At 68.0% G+C, this 18,569-nt stretch carries 18 protein-coding genes; 14 read left to right on the plus strand and 4 right to left on the minus strand.

Going from position 1 to position 18,569, the window contains the following annotated elements; all coding sequences use genetic code 11:
- The first annotated feature begins 42 nt into the window (after window positions 1-42).
- On the plus strand, window positions 43-714 hold the full coding sequence (locus ACFSGX_RS16150) for a glutathione S-transferase family protein (RefSeq protein ID WP_380931345.1): 672 nt from the start codon (window positions 43-45) through the stop codon (window positions 712-714).
- A gap of 125 nt (window positions 715-839) precedes the next feature.
- Here ACFSGX_RS16150 and ACFSGX_RS16155 read toward each other — a convergent pair whose 3' ends face one another.
- Window positions 840-2,390: an alkaline phosphatase D family protein gene (locus tag ACFSGX_RS16155; protein ID WP_380931346.1), complete on the minus strand. Its 1,551-nt coding sequence runs from the start codon at window positions 2,388-2,390 to the stop codon at window positions 840-842.
- Window positions 2,391-2,508: 118 nt separating this feature from the next.
- The gene (gene ubiG, locus ACFSGX_RS16160; protein WP_380931347.1) at window positions 2,509-3,252 is read right to left on the minus strand and encodes a bifunctional 2-polyprenyl-6-hydroxyphenol methylase/3-demethylubiquinol 3-O-methyltransferase UbiG; all 744 of its coding nucleotides are present in this window, start codon (window positions 3,250-3,252) and stop codon (window positions 2,509-2,511) included.
- Between the two features lie 70 nt (window positions 3,253-3,322).
- Here ubiG and ACFSGX_RS16165 point away from each other — a divergent pair, with 70 nt between their 5' ends.
- Together ACFSGX_RS16165 and ACFSGX_RS16170 are read left to right on the plus strand one after the other, a co-directional pair.
- Window positions 3,323-4,561: an aspartate kinase gene (locus tag ACFSGX_RS16165; protein WP_380931348.1), complete on the plus strand. Its 1,239-nt coding sequence runs from the start codon at window positions 3,323-3,325 to the stop codon at window positions 4,559-4,561.
- A gap of 164 nt (window positions 4,562-4,725) precedes the next feature.
- Complete coding sequence (locus ACFSGX_RS16170; protein ID WP_380931349.1) at window positions 4,726-5,745, plus strand: NAD(P)H-dependent flavin oxidoreductase; 1,020 nt, start codon at window positions 4,726-4,728, stop codon at window positions 5,743-5,745.
- Between the two features lie 164 nt (window positions 5,746-5,909).
- On the opposite strand, the gene ACFSGX_RS16175 is transcribed toward ACFSGX_RS16170, so the two are convergent.
- Window positions 5,910-6,443: a YceD family protein gene (locus ACFSGX_RS16175; protein WP_380931350.1), complete on the minus strand. Its 534-nt coding sequence runs from the start codon at window positions 6,441-6,443 to the stop codon at window positions 5,910-5,912.
- Window positions 6,440-6,964: a ubiquinol-cytochrome C chaperone family protein gene (locus ACFSGX_RS16180; protein WP_380931351.1), complete on the minus strand. Its 525-nt coding sequence runs from the start codon at window positions 6,962-6,964 to the stop codon at window positions 6,440-6,442. Before ACFSGX_RS16180 ends, ACFSGX_RS16175 begins: the two co-directional genes overlap by 4 nt.
- A gap of 132 nt (window positions 6,965-7,096) precedes the next feature.
- Here ACFSGX_RS16180 and ACFSGX_RS16185 point away from each other — a divergent pair, with 132 nt between their 5' ends.
- The 11 genes from ACFSGX_RS16185 to ACFSGX_RS16235 all read left to right on the plus strand — a co-directional run bounded on the left by ACFSGX_RS16185 (window position 7,097) and on the right by ACFSGX_RS16235 (window position 18,568).
- Window positions 7,097-7,600: an outer membrane protein assembly factor BamE gene (locus ACFSGX_RS16185; RefSeq protein ID WP_380931352.1), complete on the plus strand. Its 504-nt coding sequence runs from the start codon at window positions 7,097-7,099 to the stop codon at window positions 7,598-7,600.
- Between the two features lie 214 nt (window positions 7,601-7,814).
- Window positions 7,815-10,091: a phosphoenolpyruvate--protein phosphotransferase gene (gene ptsP, locus ACFSGX_RS16190; protein ID WP_380931353.1), complete on the plus strand. Its 2,277-nt coding sequence runs from the start codon at window positions 7,815-7,817 to the stop codon at window positions 10,089-10,091.
- A gap of 90 nt (window positions 10,092-10,181) precedes the next feature.
- Complete coding sequence (locus ACFSGX_RS16195) at window positions 10,182-11,042, plus strand: helix-turn-helix domain-containing protein (RefSeq protein ID WP_380931354.1); 861 nt, start codon at window positions 10,182-10,184, stop codon at window positions 11,040-11,042.
- Between the two features lie 36 nt (window positions 11,043-11,078).
- The gene (locus ACFSGX_RS16200) at window positions 11,079-12,047 is read left to right on the plus strand and encodes a tetratricopeptide repeat protein (protein WP_380931355.1); all 969 of its coding nucleotides are present in this window, start codon (window positions 11,079-11,081) and stop codon (window positions 12,045-12,047) included.
- 103 nt (window positions 12,048-12,150) lie between these two features.
- Window positions 12,151-13,119 carry a tRNA lysidine(34) synthetase TilS gene (gene tilS / locus ACFSGX_RS16205; RefSeq protein WP_380931356.1) on the plus strand — a complete coding sequence of 323 codons (969 nt, stop codon included), beginning with the start codon at window positions 12,151-12,153 and terminating at the stop codon, window positions 13,117-13,119.
- 65 nt (window positions 13,120-13,184) lie between these two features.
- Window positions 13,185-15,134: an ATP-dependent zinc metalloprotease FtsH gene (gene ftsH / locus ACFSGX_RS16210; RefSeq protein WP_380931357.1), complete on the plus strand. Its 1,950-nt coding sequence runs from the start codon at window positions 13,185-13,187 to the stop codon at window positions 15,132-15,134.
- Between the two features lie 30 nt (window positions 15,135-15,164).
- Entirely contained in the window at window positions 15,165-15,869 is a 705-nt protein-coding gene (locus ACFSGX_RS16215; RefSeq protein WP_380931358.1) for a class I SAM-dependent methyltransferase, read from the plus strand.
- A 228-nt stretch (window positions 15,870-16,097) separates the two neighbouring features.
- Entirely contained in the window at window positions 16,098-17,357 is a 1,260-nt protein-coding gene (locus tag ACFSGX_RS16220; RefSeq protein ID WP_380931359.1) for a glutamate-5-semialdehyde dehydrogenase, read from the plus strand.
- Window positions 17,358-17,397: 40 nt separating this feature from the next.
- Window positions 17,398-17,646 carry a hypothetical protein gene (locus ACFSGX_RS16225; RefSeq protein ID WP_380931360.1) on the plus strand — a complete coding sequence of 83 codons (249 nt, stop codon included), beginning with the start codon at window positions 17,398-17,400 and terminating at the stop codon, window positions 17,644-17,646.
- Entirely contained in the window at window positions 17,643-17,927 is a 285-nt protein-coding gene (locus ACFSGX_RS16230; RefSeq protein WP_380931361.1) for a type II toxin-antitoxin system RelE/ParE family toxin, read from the plus strand. The genes ACFSGX_RS16225 and ACFSGX_RS16230 overlap by 4 nt, the downstream gene beginning before the upstream one ends.
- Complete coding sequence (locus ACFSGX_RS16235; protein ID WP_380931362.1) at window positions 17,924-18,568, plus strand: nicotinate-nucleotide adenylyltransferase; 645 nt, start codon at window positions 17,924-17,926, stop codon at window positions 18,566-18,568. The genes ACFSGX_RS16230 and ACFSGX_RS16235 overlap by 4 nt, the downstream gene beginning before the upstream one ends.
- Window position 18,569: the final 1 nt, after the last annotated feature.

The raw sequence follows: 18,569 nt of genomic DNA on the forward strand, positions 1-18,569 counted from the left end.
CCGACTAGCGCCCCCCGCCCCCCGCGCTATGAACGCCAGACCATGTGGCAACTCCATCAATTCCCGCTCTGCCCTTTCTCGCGCAAGGTCCGGCTCCTCCTCGGCGAGAAGGGGGTCGGCTACGAACTCATCCGCGAATCACCCTGGGCGCGGCGCGACGAGTTCCTCGATATGAACCCCGCCGGCCAGACGCCGGTCATGACCGACGCGATCGTCGGCCTGACGCTGATCGATTCGACCGCGATCTGCGAATATCTCGAAGAGACGATCGACAAGGCGCCGATGCTCAACGGCCCGGCCGCCAACCGCGCGGAGATCCGCCGGCTCGTCGCCTGGTTCGACGAGAAGGTCTACAACGAGGTCGTCGCCCCGCTGATGCATGAACGCATGCTCAAGCGCATCGTCCACCGCGCCGCGCCCGACGCCAAGGTGCTGCGCGAAGCGATGAAGGTCGCCAACAGCCATCTCGACTATGTCGACTGGCTGCTCGACCATCGCCGCTGGATCGGCGGCCCCGTCCTGAGCTTGGCGGACCTCGCCGCCGCCGCGCACCTGTCGGTCGCCGACTATCTCGGCGGCATCGACTGGCGCGGCCACGACCGCACCAAGGAATGGTACGCCGCCCTCAAAAGCCGCCCCAGCTTCCGCCCGCTACTCAGCGAACGCATGGAAATCGTCACTCCCCCGCCGCACTACGACAAGGTGGATTTCTAGGACGCTTCAGTAAAGCCCCCTCCCCTTCAGGGGAGGGGGTTGGGGGGTGGGGGCAACAGCTTCACACCGGCAACGTCGCAGGCGTGACGATGTCATCCGTACCCTTCCCCTAAAGGAGAGGGGCTTCAAGCAACGCTCAGCTTCGCCACCCCATGCTCCACAGTCGCCACCGCCCGCGTGCTCACCTGACCACCCGGCCGCGAAACCTGATCCACCACCCGGAACCGCGACTCCCACCGATCCGGCGTCACGGAACACAGCAGATACCCGCGCTGGTCGTTCGTGAACTTCAGCTGCGGGTTGTGCGCCCGCATCTGCGGATCGGTGCGGCGCTTGTCCTGCCCGTCGCCACCCGACGTGATCGAGGTCGACACGAACTCGACGGCCACGGCCTCGCCCTTCGCGGTCGCCAGTTCGCCCGCATAATTCTGATGCTCGTCACCGGTCAGCACGACGACATTGCCCAGCCCACGGCAGCGTTCGAGCATGCGTTCGCGCGGGGTCAGATACCCGGCCCAGCTGTCCATGTTGCGGGTCGGCTGCGGCTCGTCGCCCGTCCGCCGGTCGAGCCGCATCATCATCACCTGCTGCGCCAGCGTGTTCCACCGCGCACGCTTCTCGCGCAACGCCGCGTCCAACCACTTCTCCTGCACCGTGCCCAGCACCTGCGCCTTCGGATCGGACGTGCCGGCGCAGTCCGCCTCGAACCCGTCGCCGCATGGCTGGTCGGTCCGGAACTGGCGCGTATCGAGGAAATGCGCGTCGAGCAGTTTGCCGTATCGCGCGCGGCGGTACATCGAAATGCCCGCCCCCGTCGGCATCATGCTCGCCCGCACCGGGCTATGTTCGTACCATGCCTGGAACGCGGCCGCGCGCCGCAACAGGAAGACGCCCGACGGGGTGTCGTTCTCGTCGATGCTGCCGACCCAGTTGTTCTCGACCTCATGGTCGTCGAACGTCGTCCACCATGGCGCCGCCGCATGCGCCGCCTGCAGGTCCGGGTCCTGCTTGTACTGCGCATAACGCCGGCGATAATCGTCGATGCTGTAGATCTCGTCGCCGATATGCGACCGCACGAACGTCCGCGGCAGCCCGTCATACCCGATCGGCATCGGCGACGACCGCCGCTCGTAGATGTAATCGCCGTAATGGAAGACGAAATCGACGTCTTCCTGGCTCAGGTGACGGTAGGCGGTGAACAGCCCGTCCTCATAATGCTGGCACCCGGCCACGCCGAACGTCAGCTTGGCGATGTCCGCACCGGCCAGCGGCGTTGTCTTGGCCCGCCCCGCACTGCTCCGTTCGCGCCCCACGTTGAACCGGTACCAGTAAGGCCGGTCGGGCAGCAGCCCCGCCACCTCGACATGCACCGAATGGGCTAGCTCCGGCCGCGCGAGCGCCTTGCCCTTCTGCACGATCGTCTTGAACGCGGCGTCGCTCGCCACCACCCAGTCGACCTCGATCGGCGCCATCGGCACGCCGCCGCCGTCGACCAGTGGATCGGGCGCCAGCCGCGTCCAGATCACGAACCCGTCCGGCGCCGGATCGCCCGACGCCACGCCCAGCCGGAACGGATATTGCGTAAACAGCATCTGCGAACGCAGGATGGCCGGCGCGGCAAGACCGGTGGCAGCGATCCCGCCGATCAAAGTGCGGCGGGTGATTTCGAGAGTCATACTCAGCCTTCTTCCCCCTCCCTTTTAAGGGAGGGGCCGGGGGTGGGTGCTACGCCGTCACGTCGGCCGCGCGCGAAGGAGTAGCCACACCCAACCCCTCCCTAGGATGGACAGCAGACTAAACCCGCACCGCCGTCAGCAGATAGTTCATCCGCACGTCGTCGCTCAGGGTAAACCCCTTGGTCGCGGACAATGACAGACCCGTGACATCGGTCACCCGCATCCCCGCCGCCGCCAGCATCGCGGTCAGCTCGTCCGGCGTCAGGAACCGGTCCCAGTCATGCGTCCCCTTCGGGATCAGCCGGCCGATATCCTCGCCCACCGTGATCAGCGCCAGCTTCGACAGCGCGGTCCGGTTCGGCGTCGACATCACCAGCGCACCACCCTCCGCCAGCGCCGCCGCCAGCCCGCGCACGAACGCCGGCTGGTCGGTCACATGCTCGATCACTTCCATCGAACACACCAGGTCGAACCGCTCGTCCGCGGCCATCCCCTCGATCCCGCCGGCGCGGTAATCGATCGCCAGCCCTTGGCGTCCGGCATGCACCCGCGCCGCCGCGATCGTCTCGGTCGCGCTGTCGATCCCCGTCGCCTCCGCCCCCATCCGCGCCAGCGGTTCGGTCAGCAGCCCCGCGCCGCAGCCCACGTCCAGCGCCCGCCGGCCCGACAGCGGGCGCAACGCGGTCGGGTCGGTGCCCCAATGCCGGTCGATCGCCGCGCGGACATAGCCCAGCCGCACGGGGTTCAGCCGGTGCAGCATCTTCGACGATCCGTTCGGATCCCACCATTCCGCCGCCATCGCGCCGAAATGGGCGGCCCCCTTCGGATCGATCGTTGCGGGCAGCGTCGTGGTTGCGTTCATATCTTGCGTTCCCTATCAGGTCCCGGCCCCGCGTTCCTGGCGGGTTTAGCGAAGGATTTGCGCCGCAGCCATGGCACGTATCGTGATGAAGTTCGGCGGAACGTCGATGGCCGGGATCGAACGCATCCGCAACGTGGCCCGCCGCATCAAGCATGAGGTCGACGCCGGCCACCAGGTCGCCGTCGTGGTCTCCGCCATGTCCGGCGAAACCGACCGGCTCGTCAATTTCTGTCGGGAGGCCTCGCCGCTCTACGACCCGCGCGAATATGACGTCGTGGTCGCGTCCGGTGAACAGGTGACGTCCGGCCTGCTCGCCATCGCGCTCCAGGCGATCGGCGTCCCCGCCCGCTCCTGGCTCGGCTGGCAACTGCCGATCCACACGTCGGACGCGCATGCCTCCGCCCGGATCGGCGAGATCGAGACCGCCTGGCTCAAGGACGGCGAGGTGGCGGTGATCCCCGGTTTCCAGGGCCTGACCGAAGACAACCGCATCTCCACGCTCGGCCGCGGCGGGTCCGACACCTCGGCCGTCGCGGTCGCCGCGGCGATCAAGGCCGACCGCTGCGACATCTACACCGACGTCGACGGCGTCTACACCACCGACCCGCGCATCGTGCCGCGCGCGCGCAAGCTGAAGAAGGTGACGTACGAGGAGATGCTCGAACTCGCCTCGGTCGGCGCGAAGGTCCTGCAGACCCGCTCGGTCGGCCTGGCGATGAAGGAAGGGGTCCGCGTCCAGGTCCTGTCCTCCTTCGACGAACCCGGCCCCAACGAAACCCCCGGCACGATGATCGTCGGGGAACAGGAGATTGACGACGTGGAACGCCAGCACATCACCGGCATCGCGCACGACAAGAACGAGGCGAAGGTGACGCTGATCGCCGTCCCCGATCGCCCCGGCGCAGTCGCGACGATCTTCTCGCCGCTGGCCGACGCCAGCATCAACGTCGACATGATCGTCCAGAACGTCGCGCACGACACTGGCTCGACCGACGTCACCTTCACCGTGCCGATGGCCGAACTGACCCGCGCGATCGACGTGCTGGAACGGCAGCGTGAAACGATCGGCTTCACCAAGCTGGTCCACGACACCGCCGTCACCAAGATCTCGGTCGTCGGCGTCGGCATGCGCAGCCACGCCGGCGTCGCCGCGATGATGTTCAAATCGCTCGCCGACCGCGGCATCAACATCCTTGCGATCACCACGTCGGAGATCAAGGTCAGCGTCCTGATCCACGAGGACTACACCGAACTCGCCGTCCGCGTCCTCCACACCGCCTACGGCCTCGACGCCGAAGACGCGGCATAACGCCCCTTCCCCAGAGGGCGCTTGCCCTTCTTCCCCCCCTCCCTTTCAAGGGAGGGGTAGGGGGTGGGTCGGCGAGCGCAGACTCGCCGTCCGACGTGGGTTTCAGACGCTCCCGTCTACCCGGAAGCCTTGAAAGCCCAAGGGAAGAAGCCCAGAACCACCGCATGACATCATCCCACACCCGCCTCGACGCCCTCATGCACCGCGGCACCGATTTCCTCGGCACCCGCTACGCCATCATGGCCGGCGCCATGTCGTGGGTCAGCGAACGCAACCTTGTCTCCGCCATCTCGAACGCCGGCGGGTTCGGCGTCATCGCATGCGGCGCGATGACCCCCGAACTGCTCGACACTGAAATCGCCGCGACCAAGGCGATGACGAACAAGCCGTTCGGCGTGAACCTCATCACCATGCACCCGGCGCTGAACGACCTGATCGAGGTCTGCGCGCGGCACAAGGTCGGCCACGTCGTGCTCGCGGGCGGGCTGCCGCCCGCGGGCGCGATCGACCGGATCAAGGGCTCCGGCGCGAAACTCGTCTGCTTCGCCCCCGCGCTCTCGCTCGCGAAGAAGCTCGTCCGGTCCGGCATCGACGCACTGGTGATCGAGGGGAACGAGGCCGGCGGCCACATCGGCCCGGTCTCCACCAGCATCCTGGCGCAGGAGATCCTGCCCGACATCGCGCCGCTGATCCCGGTGTTCGTCGCCGGCGGCATCGGCCGGGGTGAGGCGATCGCCGGCTATCTCGAAATGGGCGCCGCCGGGGTCCAGCTCGGCACGCGCTTCGTCTGCGCCACCGAATCGGTCGCCCATCCGAACTTCAAGAAGGCGTTCATCCGCGCCTCCGCCCGCGACGCGGTCGCCAGCGTCCAGCTCGACGCCCGCCTCCCCGTCATCCCGGTCCGCGCCCTGCGCAACGCCTCGACCGAACTCTTCACCGCCAAACAGCGCGAAGTCGCCAGCCACCTGGACGAAAAGCGCCTGGAGATGCTCGAGGCCCAGCTCCAGATCGAACACTACTGGGCCGGTGCGCTCCGCCGCGCAGTCGTCGACGGCGACGTCGAAAACGGCTCCGTCATGGCCGGCCAGTCCGTCGGCATGGTCAAGAAAGAAGAACCCGCCGCCGACATCCTCGGCACGCTGGTCGCCGAAGCCGCCACCGCCCTAGAAAAACGCGCCGCCTAACCACCGCGCGGCACTAGCGCAGGTCGAAACACAATCGCCCCCTCTCCCCTCCGGGGAGAGGGTTGGGGAGAGGGGCCGCGGCCTGATACCGCCGAAGTCTCAAAAACTATAGAATTAGCACCCCTAACCGGCTCGCTACCCGCAAGCGATAGGGTCGCAGTAGCTCACCCCCCCAACTTCCCCCTCAGCGCCGCCAACCCGGCAAAAGCCCCCGGCTCCGCCTCGACCTCATCCTCCGCCTTCACCCCCGCCGCACGCAGCACCGCCTCCGCATCCACACTCCGCGGAAACGGATCGAGCGCCAGCGCGAAAGTCTCGGCCACCGCCTCGCCCAAATCGACCGCCGCCCCGTCATAAGCGACCACATCCAGGTCGCCCGCATCCAGCTCCATCTCGTCCCCCTCGACCGACAGCGCGGGGACGAAGGTCAGCGCGAACGCCTGGTCGATCGTCGCCGGGATCGGCACCGCGGTCGCGACGCAAGCCTGCACCGCCACGCCGGTCAGCCGCCCCGTCACCGTCACGTCGGTGCCCTTGCGACGGCAATCCACCGTCGCCGCCAGCCGTTCGATCCCGATCAGGTCGAACCGCCTGGCCAGCGCCGCACATTCCGCCTCCGTCGCGGTGACGGTCACGATCTTCCCCGTCTCGCCGATCGAATCGATCCGCACGGGCCGCGAGAATTCCGGTGCGCTCATGCGATATGTCCTTCCAGCAATGCGGGCACCGGCTGCACCGCCATCCCCGCCTCGACCCGCCGCAGGCCCGCCGCGACAAAGGCCACCGCGTCGGCGCCGGGATCCTCGCCACGGTACAGATTGCGCCGCAATGCATCCTCGAACGCGCCTTCGCCGTCCGTCGCCAGCGCCTCGCGATACGCGGTCAGCCGCCCACCCAGCGCCGACACCATCTTGCCGATATGCTTGCCGACCACGACGTCGCCGACGCCTGCTTCGCGCAGCTGCCCGTCCATGTCGTCGACGAACGCCTCGGTCAGCCGGGTCGCCGCCGCGTTGCCCGCCGCTCCGTCACGCTCCAGCCGGATCAGCGCGATCGCCGTCACCGCCGCGACCATGTCGAACCGCCCGTCCATCGTGTCCGGCACGCCCCCCTCGCGGTACCAGGCCGGGCGGCGCGCGGCGGCCACGATCGCGGCATACAGCGCGTCGGCATCCGCGCCGAAACGGTTGGACTTGAAAAGACTCGTCAGGAAGGACACTGTCGGCACCTTGTGGAACAGGGATCGGTCGCTTGCGGCCGGGGGCTCCCGGACATATTGAGGCACCGCGCGCAGGATGCAATCGCAACCGGCGTTTGCGGCGCATACGCTTGACCCCCCGGAGTATCGACTATGACGGCATCCACCTCCCGGTTCGGTCCGCGGTATAGCGGGTTCGCCGCCGTGGCACTGGCGGCGCTGGTGCTGACCACCGGCTGCGCGCGCATCCGCGACCACAAGGGCTATGTCCCCGACAACGCGCTGATCGCCACGGTCCAGCCCGGCGTCGACAACCGCATGTCGGTCGAACGCACGCTCGGCCGGCCCAGCTTCGTGGGGCAGTTCGATCCGAACGTCTGGTACTATCTGTCGCGCAACGTCAGCCAGCTCGCCTTCAGCAAGCCCAAGCCGACCGACCAGATGCTCCTGACCGTCCGGTTCGACGCGGCCGGCAACGTCGTCTCGGCGCGCCGCTCAGGCATGGAACAGATCGCCTCGATCTCGCCCAGCAGCGACAAGACCCCGACGCTCGGCCGCCACACCAGTTTCTTCAGCGAACTGTTCGGCAACATCGGCAGCGTCGGCGGCGCGACCGGCCAGGCCGGCACCACCGCCGACAACCCGACCGGCAACTGATCCAACCGCTCCCCCTCCCTTTCAAGGGAGGGGGCCGGGGGGTGGGTGCGTCGTGTGATGGTTACACGCTACGCCGTGCCTGTGTACCCGGGCGTCCCACCCCCAACCCCTCCCGTGAAGGAAGGGGATACGAAGCGCCCAACATAAGCCTTTCGTTCATCCAACGACACAAAACGAAGCTGCCCCCTCGTCACTATTCTGATAGCACACAGCAATGACGCCCACCGCCGCCACCTCCGCCGCCCGTGAGATCCTGACGCGGCTGCATGATGTGATGGCGGCGCGCACCAATGCGCAGGCGAAACTCAACCGGGTCGTCAACATCATCGGCGAGGCGCTGACGAGCGAGGTCTGCTCGATCTATCTGCTGCGCGACGGCGCGCTCGAACTGTTCGCCACCCGCGGGCTGAACCAGGATGCCGTCCATGTGACGAAGCTGGCGCTCGGCGAAGGGCTCGTCGGCACGATCGCCGACCAGGTCGAAACGCTCAACCTGGACGAGGCAACCAGCCATCCCGACTTCGCCTACAAGCCCGAAACCGGCGAGGAACTCTACCACAGCTTCGCCGGCGTCCCGATCGTACGCCGCGAACGCGCCGTCGGCGTGCTCTGCGTCCAGCATGAGGCGTCGCGGCGCTACGACGACGTCGAGATCGAGGCTCTCCAGACCGTCGCCATGGTGCTCGCCGAACTCATCGCCGGCGCGGGCCTGATCGACGAACATGCCGCCGCCGGCCGCGGCGCACGCGAGGTCGGGCCCGTCCGCCTCACCGGGTTGAAGCTCGTGTCCGGCATGGGCCGCGGCCACGCCGTCTTCCACCAGCCGCGCGTCGTGATCGAACACAGCATCGCGGAGGATACCGAGGCCGAGCGCCACCGCGTCTATTCCGCGTTCCGCCAGATGCGCGAACAGATCGACCGCATGATGAGCCAGGCCGAATTCGGCGTGGCGGGCGAGCATCAGGACGTCCTCGATACCTACCGGATGTTCGCCTATGACGAGGGCTGGAGCCGCCGGATCAACGAGGCGATCGACAGCGGTCTGACCGCGGAGGCCGCGATCGAGCGCGTCCAGCAACGCACCCGCACGCGGATGCGGTCGATCAGCGATCCGTTGCTGGCGGACCGGATGCACGATCTGGAGGATCTCTCCAACCGCCTGCTCCGCATCGTCTCGGGCCAGCTCGGCACCGCGGCACAGGTCGGCCTGCGGCGCGATTCGATCCTGATCGCGCGCAATCTCGGCCCTGCCGAACTGCTCGAATATGATCGCCGTCGGCTGAAGGGCGTCGTGCTGGACGAGGGCTCGCTCACCGCGCACGTCATCATCGTCGCGCGCGCGATGGGCGTCCCCGTGCTCGGCCGCGTCGCCGATATCCGCACGACGATCTCCGAAGGCGACGAATTGCTGCTCGATGCCGAGGAAGACGAGGTCATCGTCCGGCCCACCGCGGCGATGGAGGAAGCGTTCGAGGGCCGGTTGCTCATCACCCAGAAGCGCCGTGCCGAATTCGCCGCGATGCGCGATCTGCCCGCCATCACCACCGACGGCCGCCGCATCGCGCTGATGGTCAATGCCGGCCTCGCCGACGATGTCGCCGCGCTCGACGTCACGGGCGCGGACGGCATCGGCCTGTTCCGCACCGAATTCCAGTTCCTCGTCTCCGCCACCCTCCCGCAACGCGATCGTCAGCAGCGGCTCTACAAGGAGGTCCTCGACCGCGCCGGCGACCGCCCCGTCATCTTCCGCACGGTCGATATCGGCGGCGACAAGGCGCTCCCCTACCTCACCCACGCCTCGGAGAACGAGGAGAACCCCGCCATGGGCTGGCGCGCGATCCGGCTCGCGCTGGAACGCGACGCGCTGATGAAGGTGCAGGCCCGCGCGCTGATCGAGGCCGCCGCCGGCCGCACGCTCAACGTCATGTTCCCGATGATCTCGGAACCGTGGGAGTTCACCGCCGCCCACGCGCTGTTCGAACGGCAGCGCGCCTGGGTGCAGGGCCGCGGCCGCCCGCTCCCCACGCTGATCCGCTACGGCACGATGCTGGAGGTTCCCGCGTTGGCGGAGGTGCTCGACCTGCTTCTGCCGCAGCTCGATTTCCTGTCGGTCGGCACCAACGACCTGACGCAGTTCCTGTTCGCCGCCGACCGCGCCAATCCGAAGCTCGCCGAACGCTACGACTGGCTCAGCCCCGCGATCCTGCGGTTCCTCGCCCGCGTCGCGCGCGAATGCAACGCGGCCTCCGTACCGATCGCGGTCTGCGGCGAAATGGGCGGCCGCACGCTGGAGGCGATGGCGCTGATCGGGCTCGGCATCGAACGGCTGTCGATCACCCCCGCGGCGATCGGACCGGTCAAGGCGATGATCCGCACGCTCGACGCCGCGGCGTTGCGCGCGTGCATGTCGGGGTGGCTGGCGCAACCGCCGCCGGACCTGCGCGCCGCGATCCGTGACTGGGCGCTACGGAACGAAGTTGCCATCGGGTGAATCGAACGATGGCGATTTGACTTAATGCCGCCGCTGCGACGACAAGACGCGGGGGAATTTCAGTACAGAAACGGGCTTTCGGGAGTTGGCATGGAAGAGAGCGTCACCGGCAAGATCGACGCACCATCGGGGCGGATCGGCGAACGACTGGCCGCCGCGCGCGTGGCCAACGGGCTTTCGCTCGACGATATCGCCGCGTCCACCCGCATTCCCCGCCGCCATCTCGAAACGATCGAGGCGGACGGCACGCAAGGCCTGCCCGCGGTTCCCTACACGCTCGGTTTCGTGCGCAGCTATGCGCGCATGGTGTCGATCGATCCCGAAATGGCGGCCGTGGCCTACCGCGTTCACCTGAACGCCGCGCCGTCGACACGTCCGCAGATGCCGGAACCCTATGAACCGGCCGATCCCGCCCGCGTGCCGCCCAAATGGCTCGCGATCATCGCGCTGCTGATCGCCGTCGCGATCGCCGCGGGCTACGGCCTGTGGCGTTCGGGGCAGAGCAGCGACGCCGGCATCGCGGCCACCGCATCCGACGCCCCGCTCGGCACGCCAACCGAAACCGCGGCTGCCCCGGCGCAGACCGCCGCGCCGACCGGCCCGGTCACGCTGACCGCCACCGCCCCCGTCTGGATCAGCGTTTACGAAAAGAGCGGCCCCAAGCTGTTCGAACGCGAAATGGCCGCGGGCGAGACGTTCCAGGTCCCGCCCACCGCCGCCGACCCGCGCCTCCGCACCAGCCGGCCGCAGGCGCTTGCCATCCGCGTCGGCGATACGCAGGTCGCGGCCCTCGGCGAACCCGACCGCCTTCTGGTCGATCAGCCACTGACCGCCACCGCGCTGCTCAGTCGCCCCGCCGGCACGGCCCCCGCCGACCTGGTGCCGCAGACCATCACCCCGCTGGTCCCGCAGTCGGGCAACACGGCTTCCGCGGCCGGCTCTGGCGCTTAACCCTGCCGACAGCTATCACCGGTTAAGCATGCCGACATGACCGGTGCCCCCCTGCTCGGGAGAGCTTTTTCGATGCGTTTCCTGCTGATCCTCTCGCTGCTCGCCGGCGTCGCCACCCCTGCCCTGGCGCAGACGAACGCCCCCGTCACCGCGCGGGTCGATCGGCTAGAAAAGGAAATGCGCGCGGTGCAGCGCAAGGTGTTCCCCGGCGGTGCCGCGGGCCAGTCCGGCTATTTCGAGCCCGAGATCACCGCGCCCACTGCGCCGGTCCAGTCCGGCAACGCGTCTGCGCCGATCGCCGATCTCACCGCCCGGGTCTCCTCGATGGAACAGGAACTGGCGCGCATGACCGGCCAGGTCGAACAAAACGGCTTCCGCCTGAAACAGGTCGAGGACCAGCTTGCCCGGCTCAAGACCGAAACCGGTACGCGGCTCGACACGCTCGAACGCGGCGGCCCGGCGGCGGCCGCGCCGGTTGATACGACGCCCACCCGCCCGCCGTCGCGTCCGGCCGCCGACGACGGGATCGAGGACGACGCCCCCGCCGCTCCCGCCCCGAAACCGAGCGAGGCCCGCCCGGCCGCGGCCACCGGCACCGATGCGGAGGAGAAAGCCTATCTCGCCGGCTACCGCCTGTGGGAACAGAAGGACTTTGCCGGCGCCGAACCGGCACTCAAGGCATTCGTCGCCAAATACCCGCAGTCGCGCCGCGCCAGCTACGCGCAGAACCTGCTCGGCCGCACCTATCTCGACGACGGCAAACCCGCCGCCGCCGCGGTCGCGTTCCACGCCAACTACACCAAGAACCCCCGCGGCGAACGTGCCCCCGACAGCCTCTATTATCTCGGCCAGGCGCTGACCAAGCTCGACAAGCCCAACCTGCCCAAGGCCTGCGAAGCCTATGACGCGCTCACCCGCGAATATGGCGAAACCATCAATCAGGCCCTGAAAGACCGCGTCGCCAAAGCCCGCACCGACGCCAAATGCAAAGCGTCCGCAAGCTAAGCGCAACGCCGTCACACAAACGACCAAACCCCCTCTCCCCTCCGGGGAGAGGGCTGGGGAGAGGGGCGTTTCTAGGTGCGATAGAGGGGAAGGGTCCACGCTCATGCCAAACACCCTCGATCACTTCACCCAAACCCTCAACGCCCTCATCCCCAACGAAACCGCCATGCTCACCATCGCGGTCTCCGGCGGCCCCGACAGCCTGGCCCTCCTCCTCCTCGCCCAAACCGCCCGCCCCGGCCACATCCAGGCCGCCACAGTCGACCACGCCCTCCGCGCTGAGTCAGCCCATGAGGCGGCCGAGGTCGGAAGAATTTGTGCTGCCCAAGAAATCCCGCACGCCACCCTGACAGAAGCCTGGCACCCAGACCCTCACCAAGGCCTCCAGGCCGCCGCCCGCGCGCACCGCTACCGCCTGCTCGACGCCCACTGCCAGGCCAACGCCAGCCCGTACCTCCTCACCGCGCACCACCGCGACGACCAGGCCGAAACGCTCCTCCTCCGCCTCGCCCGCGGCGCCGGCCTCACCGGCCTCACCGGCGTCCGCGCCACCCGCCCGCTCCTCCCCGGCTCCCCCGTCACGCTGGTCCGCCCGCTCCTCGACACGCCCAAGTCCGACCTCATCGCCATTGTCGCCGCGGCCGGACTTGACCCCGTCGCAGACCCTTCCAACCACGACCTCCGCCACGACCGCACCCGCGCCCGCGCGCTCCTGGCGGCGACGCCATGGCTAAACCCCGCACGCCTCGCCGCGACCGCTGCCCACCTGACCGCAGCCGAAACCGCGCTCGCCTGGGCCGCCGACCGCGAGGCCGCCACCCGCATCCGCCTCCTCGCGCCCAACGAACGACTGCTCGACCCCACCGACCTGCCGCACGAACTCCGCCGCCGACTCGTCCTGCGCTGTCTCGAACCCGGCCCCCCGCCCCGCGGCGACGCGCTCGACCGCCTGATCGCCAGCCTCGACGCCGGCGAAACCGCCATGCTCGGCACCACAATCGCGCACGCGACGCCCGACGGTTGGACATTTCGCCCTGCCCCCCCCAGACGGCCGGTCCGCAACCCGCTTTGATCGATGCTGTTCCATTGCCATTAACGTGCATGTGCCTATCTTGATCGGACAGGATCGGAGTGGGCATGAACGACGACAAGGAACCGCGGCCACAGGGAAATCCCTGGGTGAAGAGCATCGGCATCTGGGCTGGCATCTTGCTGGCCCTGGTGTTGTTCGTATCGGTGTTCGACGGCGTGTCGCGCGGTCCGGCGGGCGAGAACATCGCCTACTCGGAATTCCTCGGCCGCGTCGACGAGGGTACCGTTCGTTCGGTCGAGATCGCCGGTGAGCAGATCACCGGCCAGACGACCAACGGTACCGCGTTCCGCACCTACGCCCCGACCGACCCCACTCTGGTCCAGCGCCTCCAGAACAAGAACGTCATCTTCCGCGCTAAGCCGGAGGAACAGGCCAGCATCTGGATGCTCCTGATTTATCAGTCGCTTCCCTTCCTCCTCATCCTCGGCATCGCCTTCTTCGTGATGCGCCAGATGCAGAAGAACGCCGGCTCCGGCGCGATGGGCTTCGGCAAGTCGAAGGCCAAGCTGCTCTCCGAAAAGCAGGGCAAGGTCACGTTCAGCGACGTCGCCGGCATCGACGAGGCACGCGAAGAACTGGAGGAGATCGTCGATTTCCTCAAAGACCCCACCAAGTTCGCCCGCCTCGGCGGTAAGATTCCGAAGGGCGCGCTGCTCGTCGGCTCGCCCGGTACCGGCAAGACGCTGCTCGCCCGCGCCATCGCGGGTGAGGCCGGCGTGCCGTTCTTCACCATCTCCGGTTCGGACTTCGTTGAGATGTTCGTCGGCGTCGGCGCCAGCCGCGTCCGCGACATGTTCGAACAGGCCAAGAAGAACGCCCCCTGCATCGTCTTCATCGACGAAATCGACGCCGTCGGTCGTCATCGCGGCGCCGGTCTCGGCAACGGCAATGACGAGCGCGAGCAGACGCTCAACCAGCTGCTCGTCGAAATGGACGGGTTCGAGGCCAACGAGGGCATCATCATCATCGCGGCGACCAATCGCCCCGACGTGCTTGATCCCGCGTTGCTGCGTCCCGGCCGCTTCGATCGCCAGGTCGTCGTGCCGCGCCCGGACATCGAAGGTCGCGAGAAGATCCTTGCCGTCCACATGAAGAAGGTTCCGCTCGCCCCCGACGTCGATCCGCGCACTATCGCGCGCGGCACGCCCGGCTTCTCGGGTGCCGATCTCGCGAACCTGGTGAACGAGGCGGCGCTATTCGCGGCGCGCATCGGCAAGCGCCTTGTCGCGATGAGCGAGTTCGAAGCGGCCAAGGACAAGGTCATGATGGGCGCGGAACGCCGCTCCATGGTCATGACCGAGGACGAGAAGCGCATGACCGCCTATCACGAGGCCGGCCACGCCGTCGTCGCGCTGCATGAGGTCGCGTCCGATCCAATCCACAAGGCGACGATCATACCGCGCGGCCGCGCACTCGGCATGGTCATGCGCCTGCCAGAACGCGACAGCTACAGCTATCACCGCGACAAGATGTACGCGAACCTGTCCGTCGCAATGGGCGGTCGTGTCGCGGAGGAAGTGATCTTCGGTTACAACAAGGTGTCGTCCGGCGCGTCGTCCGACATCGAATATGCCTCGGGTCTGGCCCGCGACATGGTCACGCGCTGGGGTATGTCCGACAAGCTCGGCCCGCTCCAGTACGCCGAACCGCAGGGCGAGACGTTCCTCGGCTACTCGTCCAGTCAGCCGATCCGCATGTCGAACGAGACCGCCAAGCTGATCGATACCGAGATCCGTGCGATCGTCGAAGGCGCTTACGAGCGCGCCAAGCAGTTGCTGTCCGACCATGTCGATCAACTGCACGGTCTGGCCAATGCGCTGCTCGAATATGAGACGCTCAGCGGCGACGAGATCAAGCGCGTCCTGGCCGGCGAAACGATCGAGCGCGACGACCCTGCCAAGCGCCGCTCGCTCCCGATCGGCATGGGCGGCTCGTCCATCCCGAAGAGCAAGCGCCCCGGCGGCTTCGGCGGCGCGGCACCGCAGGGGGCTTGAGCCCCCCGCGTTTCGTTGCCAAGGAGTTCGGTGACGTCCATCGCCGAAACGTCCAGAGATCGGAGCACTATGTCTGAACCCGCCGCACTTTCCCGCGAAGATCAGTATGCCCAGCGCGTCGCGCTGTTTTACAGGGAGACGGTACGGCCGCAGATGGACGGCACGGTCGGGGATGTCAGGCCGGAGTGGGCGATCGACGCCGAAACCGGCAAATATCTCTATGATCTGACCCGCGAGCTGAAACCGCGCGTCTCGATCGAGGTTGGCTTGTGCCAAGCTGCCTCGGCAATGCACTTCCTGTCGGCGATCGCGGCGAACGGTTCGGGGTTCCACATGGCCATCGACCCGTTCCAGGATCAGTTCTTCCAGGATCAGGGCCTGACGACGATCAACCGGCTCGGCCTGGCCCCCTGGTTCACGCTGCTTCGAAGCCGCAGCGCGACTGCCCTCTCGATGCTGCACTCCGCCGGAATGACCGCGGACCTGATGTTCATCGACGGCGATCACCGGTTCGACGCGGTCTTCACCGACTATTACTTCGCCGACAAGCTCTTGCGCGTCGGCGGCTACCTGATCTTCGACGAGGGCGGCTACGAATGCCCGACCGAGCGGATCGTTGCGTTCGTGACCACCAACATGCCGAACTACGAACGACTGGCGTCGCCGACCAGGTTGTACGTCTTCCGCAAGACTGGCCCCGACGAACGCGAGTTCGGGGACTCGTTCAACTTCTGAACGTCGGAGGCGGAATGCGACTGCAGACCGCCCCTCGTACCTCGAAGTTTGCGCAGCAGACCTGACCGAACCGGACGACAAAAACCGAACTGCGGCCGGGATAACGACGAAGCCCACCCGGCCGGGACGGTCCGTGGCATCCCGGTCTTGACGGGTCTGCCGTCCCCGATCCCGCACGGTCCGTCGACACGGGTTCGCATGAGCCCGCTCCCCTGCTAGCGCACCGCGATGGATACCGCCGAAGCCACCGCCCTGATCGCCGACATGGGCGGGCGCGCCCGCACCGCCGCCCGCATTATGGCCGCCGCACCTACCGCGCAGAAGGCGGCAGCCCTCCGCGGTGCCGCCGATCAGCTCCGCGACCGCGCCGTTGCGATCCTTGCCGCCAACGCCACCGACATGGCCCGCGCCACCGCCGCCGACCTGTCGCCCGCTTTGCTCGACCGCCTCCGCCTCGACGACGCCCGGCTCGACGCCATCGCCGACGCGCTCCATGCCGTCGCGCTGCTGCCCGATCCGGTCGGCCAGGTCATCGACACGCGCATCCCCGACAACGGGATCGTCCTGTCGCGCGTCCGCGTGCCGCTCGGCGTCATCGGCATCGTCTATGAAAGCCGTCCCAACGTCACGATCGATGCCGGCGCGCTCTGCATCATGTCCGGCAACGCCGTCATCCTGCGCGGTGGGTCGGAGGCGACCGCCAGCAATGCCGCACTCCAGGGCGCGCTCACCGCGGGGCTGCTCGGCGCGGACCTCCCTGCCGACGCGGTCCAGCTCGTCGCCACGCCTGATCGCGCCGCGGTCGGCGCATTGCTTGCCGCAGCCGGGCTGATCGACGTCCTCATCCCGCGCGGCGGCAAGGCGCTCGTCGCCCGCGTCCAGGCCGACGCCCGCGTCCCCGTGCTCGCGCATCTCGATGGCAACAACCACATCTACGTCCACGCCGCCGCGGATCCAGCAATGGCGCGGGCGATCGTCGTCAACGCGAAGCTCCGCCGCACCGGCGTCTGCGGTGCGATGGAAACGCTGCTGATCGACGCCGCCTACCCCGAACCCGCCGCGCTGGTGACAGCCCTACTCGACGCTGGCTGCACCCTCCGCGGCGACGACCGCGCGCAAGCCCTCGACCCACGCATCGCCCCGGCAACGGCGGACGACTGGACCACCGAATATCTCGACGCGATCGCCGCCGTCGCGATCGTTGACGGCCCCGACGCCGCGATCGCCCATATCGCCGCGCACGGCTCGGGCCACACCGACGCGATCGTCACCGCCGACGAAGCGGTCGCGGAACGCTTCCTTGCCACGGTCGACTCCGCGATCGTCCTGCACAACGCCTCCACCCAGTTCGCCGACGGCGGCCAATTCGGGCTGGGCGCCGAAATCGGCATCGCCACCGGCCGCCTCCACGCCCGCGGCCCCGTCGCGCTGGAAGGCCTCACCACCTACAAATGGGTGGGCCACGGCACCGGCCAGGTCCGCGCTTGAAGCAGGGCCAGTCGGGGTATATCGTTCGCATATGGGCGAGATGAGGCAGATCGGCATCGAGGTAGACGAGGCGACGCTTGCCGAGATCGATCGGTACGCCACCGCGCACGATATGGATCGCGGCACGGTTCTTCGTCTCGCGGTGTCCGACCTGATCGCGGAATATGCCGCGATCGACCGCTACGTACAGGTCGGCCTCGACTCGCTGGAAAACGAACCCACGCTCAGCCAAGCAGAAGTCCGCGACCGGCTTGCGGATCGTCGTCGTCATCGTATCGCCGCTGAATGAGGGAAGTCCGCTGGTCGCAGCAGGCCCTGCGCGACCTCGACAAAGTCGCTGACCACTACAACGACATCGCCCCCGACTATGCGGACCGGGTCCAGGACGCGTTGTTGCTCGCTGCCGATTTCCTGCTGGACTCGCCCGGGGCAGGCTCGCCCTTCGGATCGCGCGGTGCCCGGAAATGGACGCCGGCGGGCGTACCGTATGTCCTCGTCTATCGATCGACCCGGAACGGCGTTGGTATCGTGCGCGTCCATCACGCACGCAAAGACTGGCGACCTCGTTGAAACGCATCGGTCTCCTCGGCGGATCGTTCAACCCGGCGCATGGCGGGCACCGCGCGATCAGCCTGTTCGCGATGGCGGCGCTCGGGCTCGACGAGGTCTGGTGGCTCGTCTCCCCCGGCAACCCGCTAAAGCCCGCCACCGGCATGGCGCCGCTCGTCGCCCGTGTGCAGTCCGCTCGCGCCCAGGCCCGCCGCGCCCCCATCCGCCCGACCGCGATCGAACAGGATCTCGGCACGCGCTACACCGTCGACACCGTCCGCGCGCTCGTCGGGCGTTACCCGAAACACCGCTTCGTCTGGCTGATGGGCGCGGACAATCTGGCGCAGTTCGAACGCTGGCGCGACTGGCGTGGCATCGCCCGCACCCTGCCCATTGCCGTGATCGCGCGTCCGGGGTATGACGCGGGCGCCCTAGCCGGTCCGGCGATGGGTTGGCTGCGGCGTTTCGTCCGACGCGCACGCCATGCGGATCGTTGGACGGAATGGAGTTTCCCGGCGCTCGTGCTGCTGCGCTTTCGCCCAGATCCCCGTTCCGCAACCGCCGTCCGCACGGCCGCACCGCTTTGGCATGATGTCCATGCCGGACGCCAGGTTCGCGATGCCGTGACGCATCGCATGATCGTGTCCCGTCACCACGTCTAGG

This window comes from Sphingomonas arantia (genome assembly GCF_042682045.1).
Taxonomy (GTDB): Bacteria; Pseudomonadota; Alphaproteobacteria; order Sphingomonadales; family Sphingomonadaceae; genus Sphingomonas_R; species Sphingomonas_R arantia.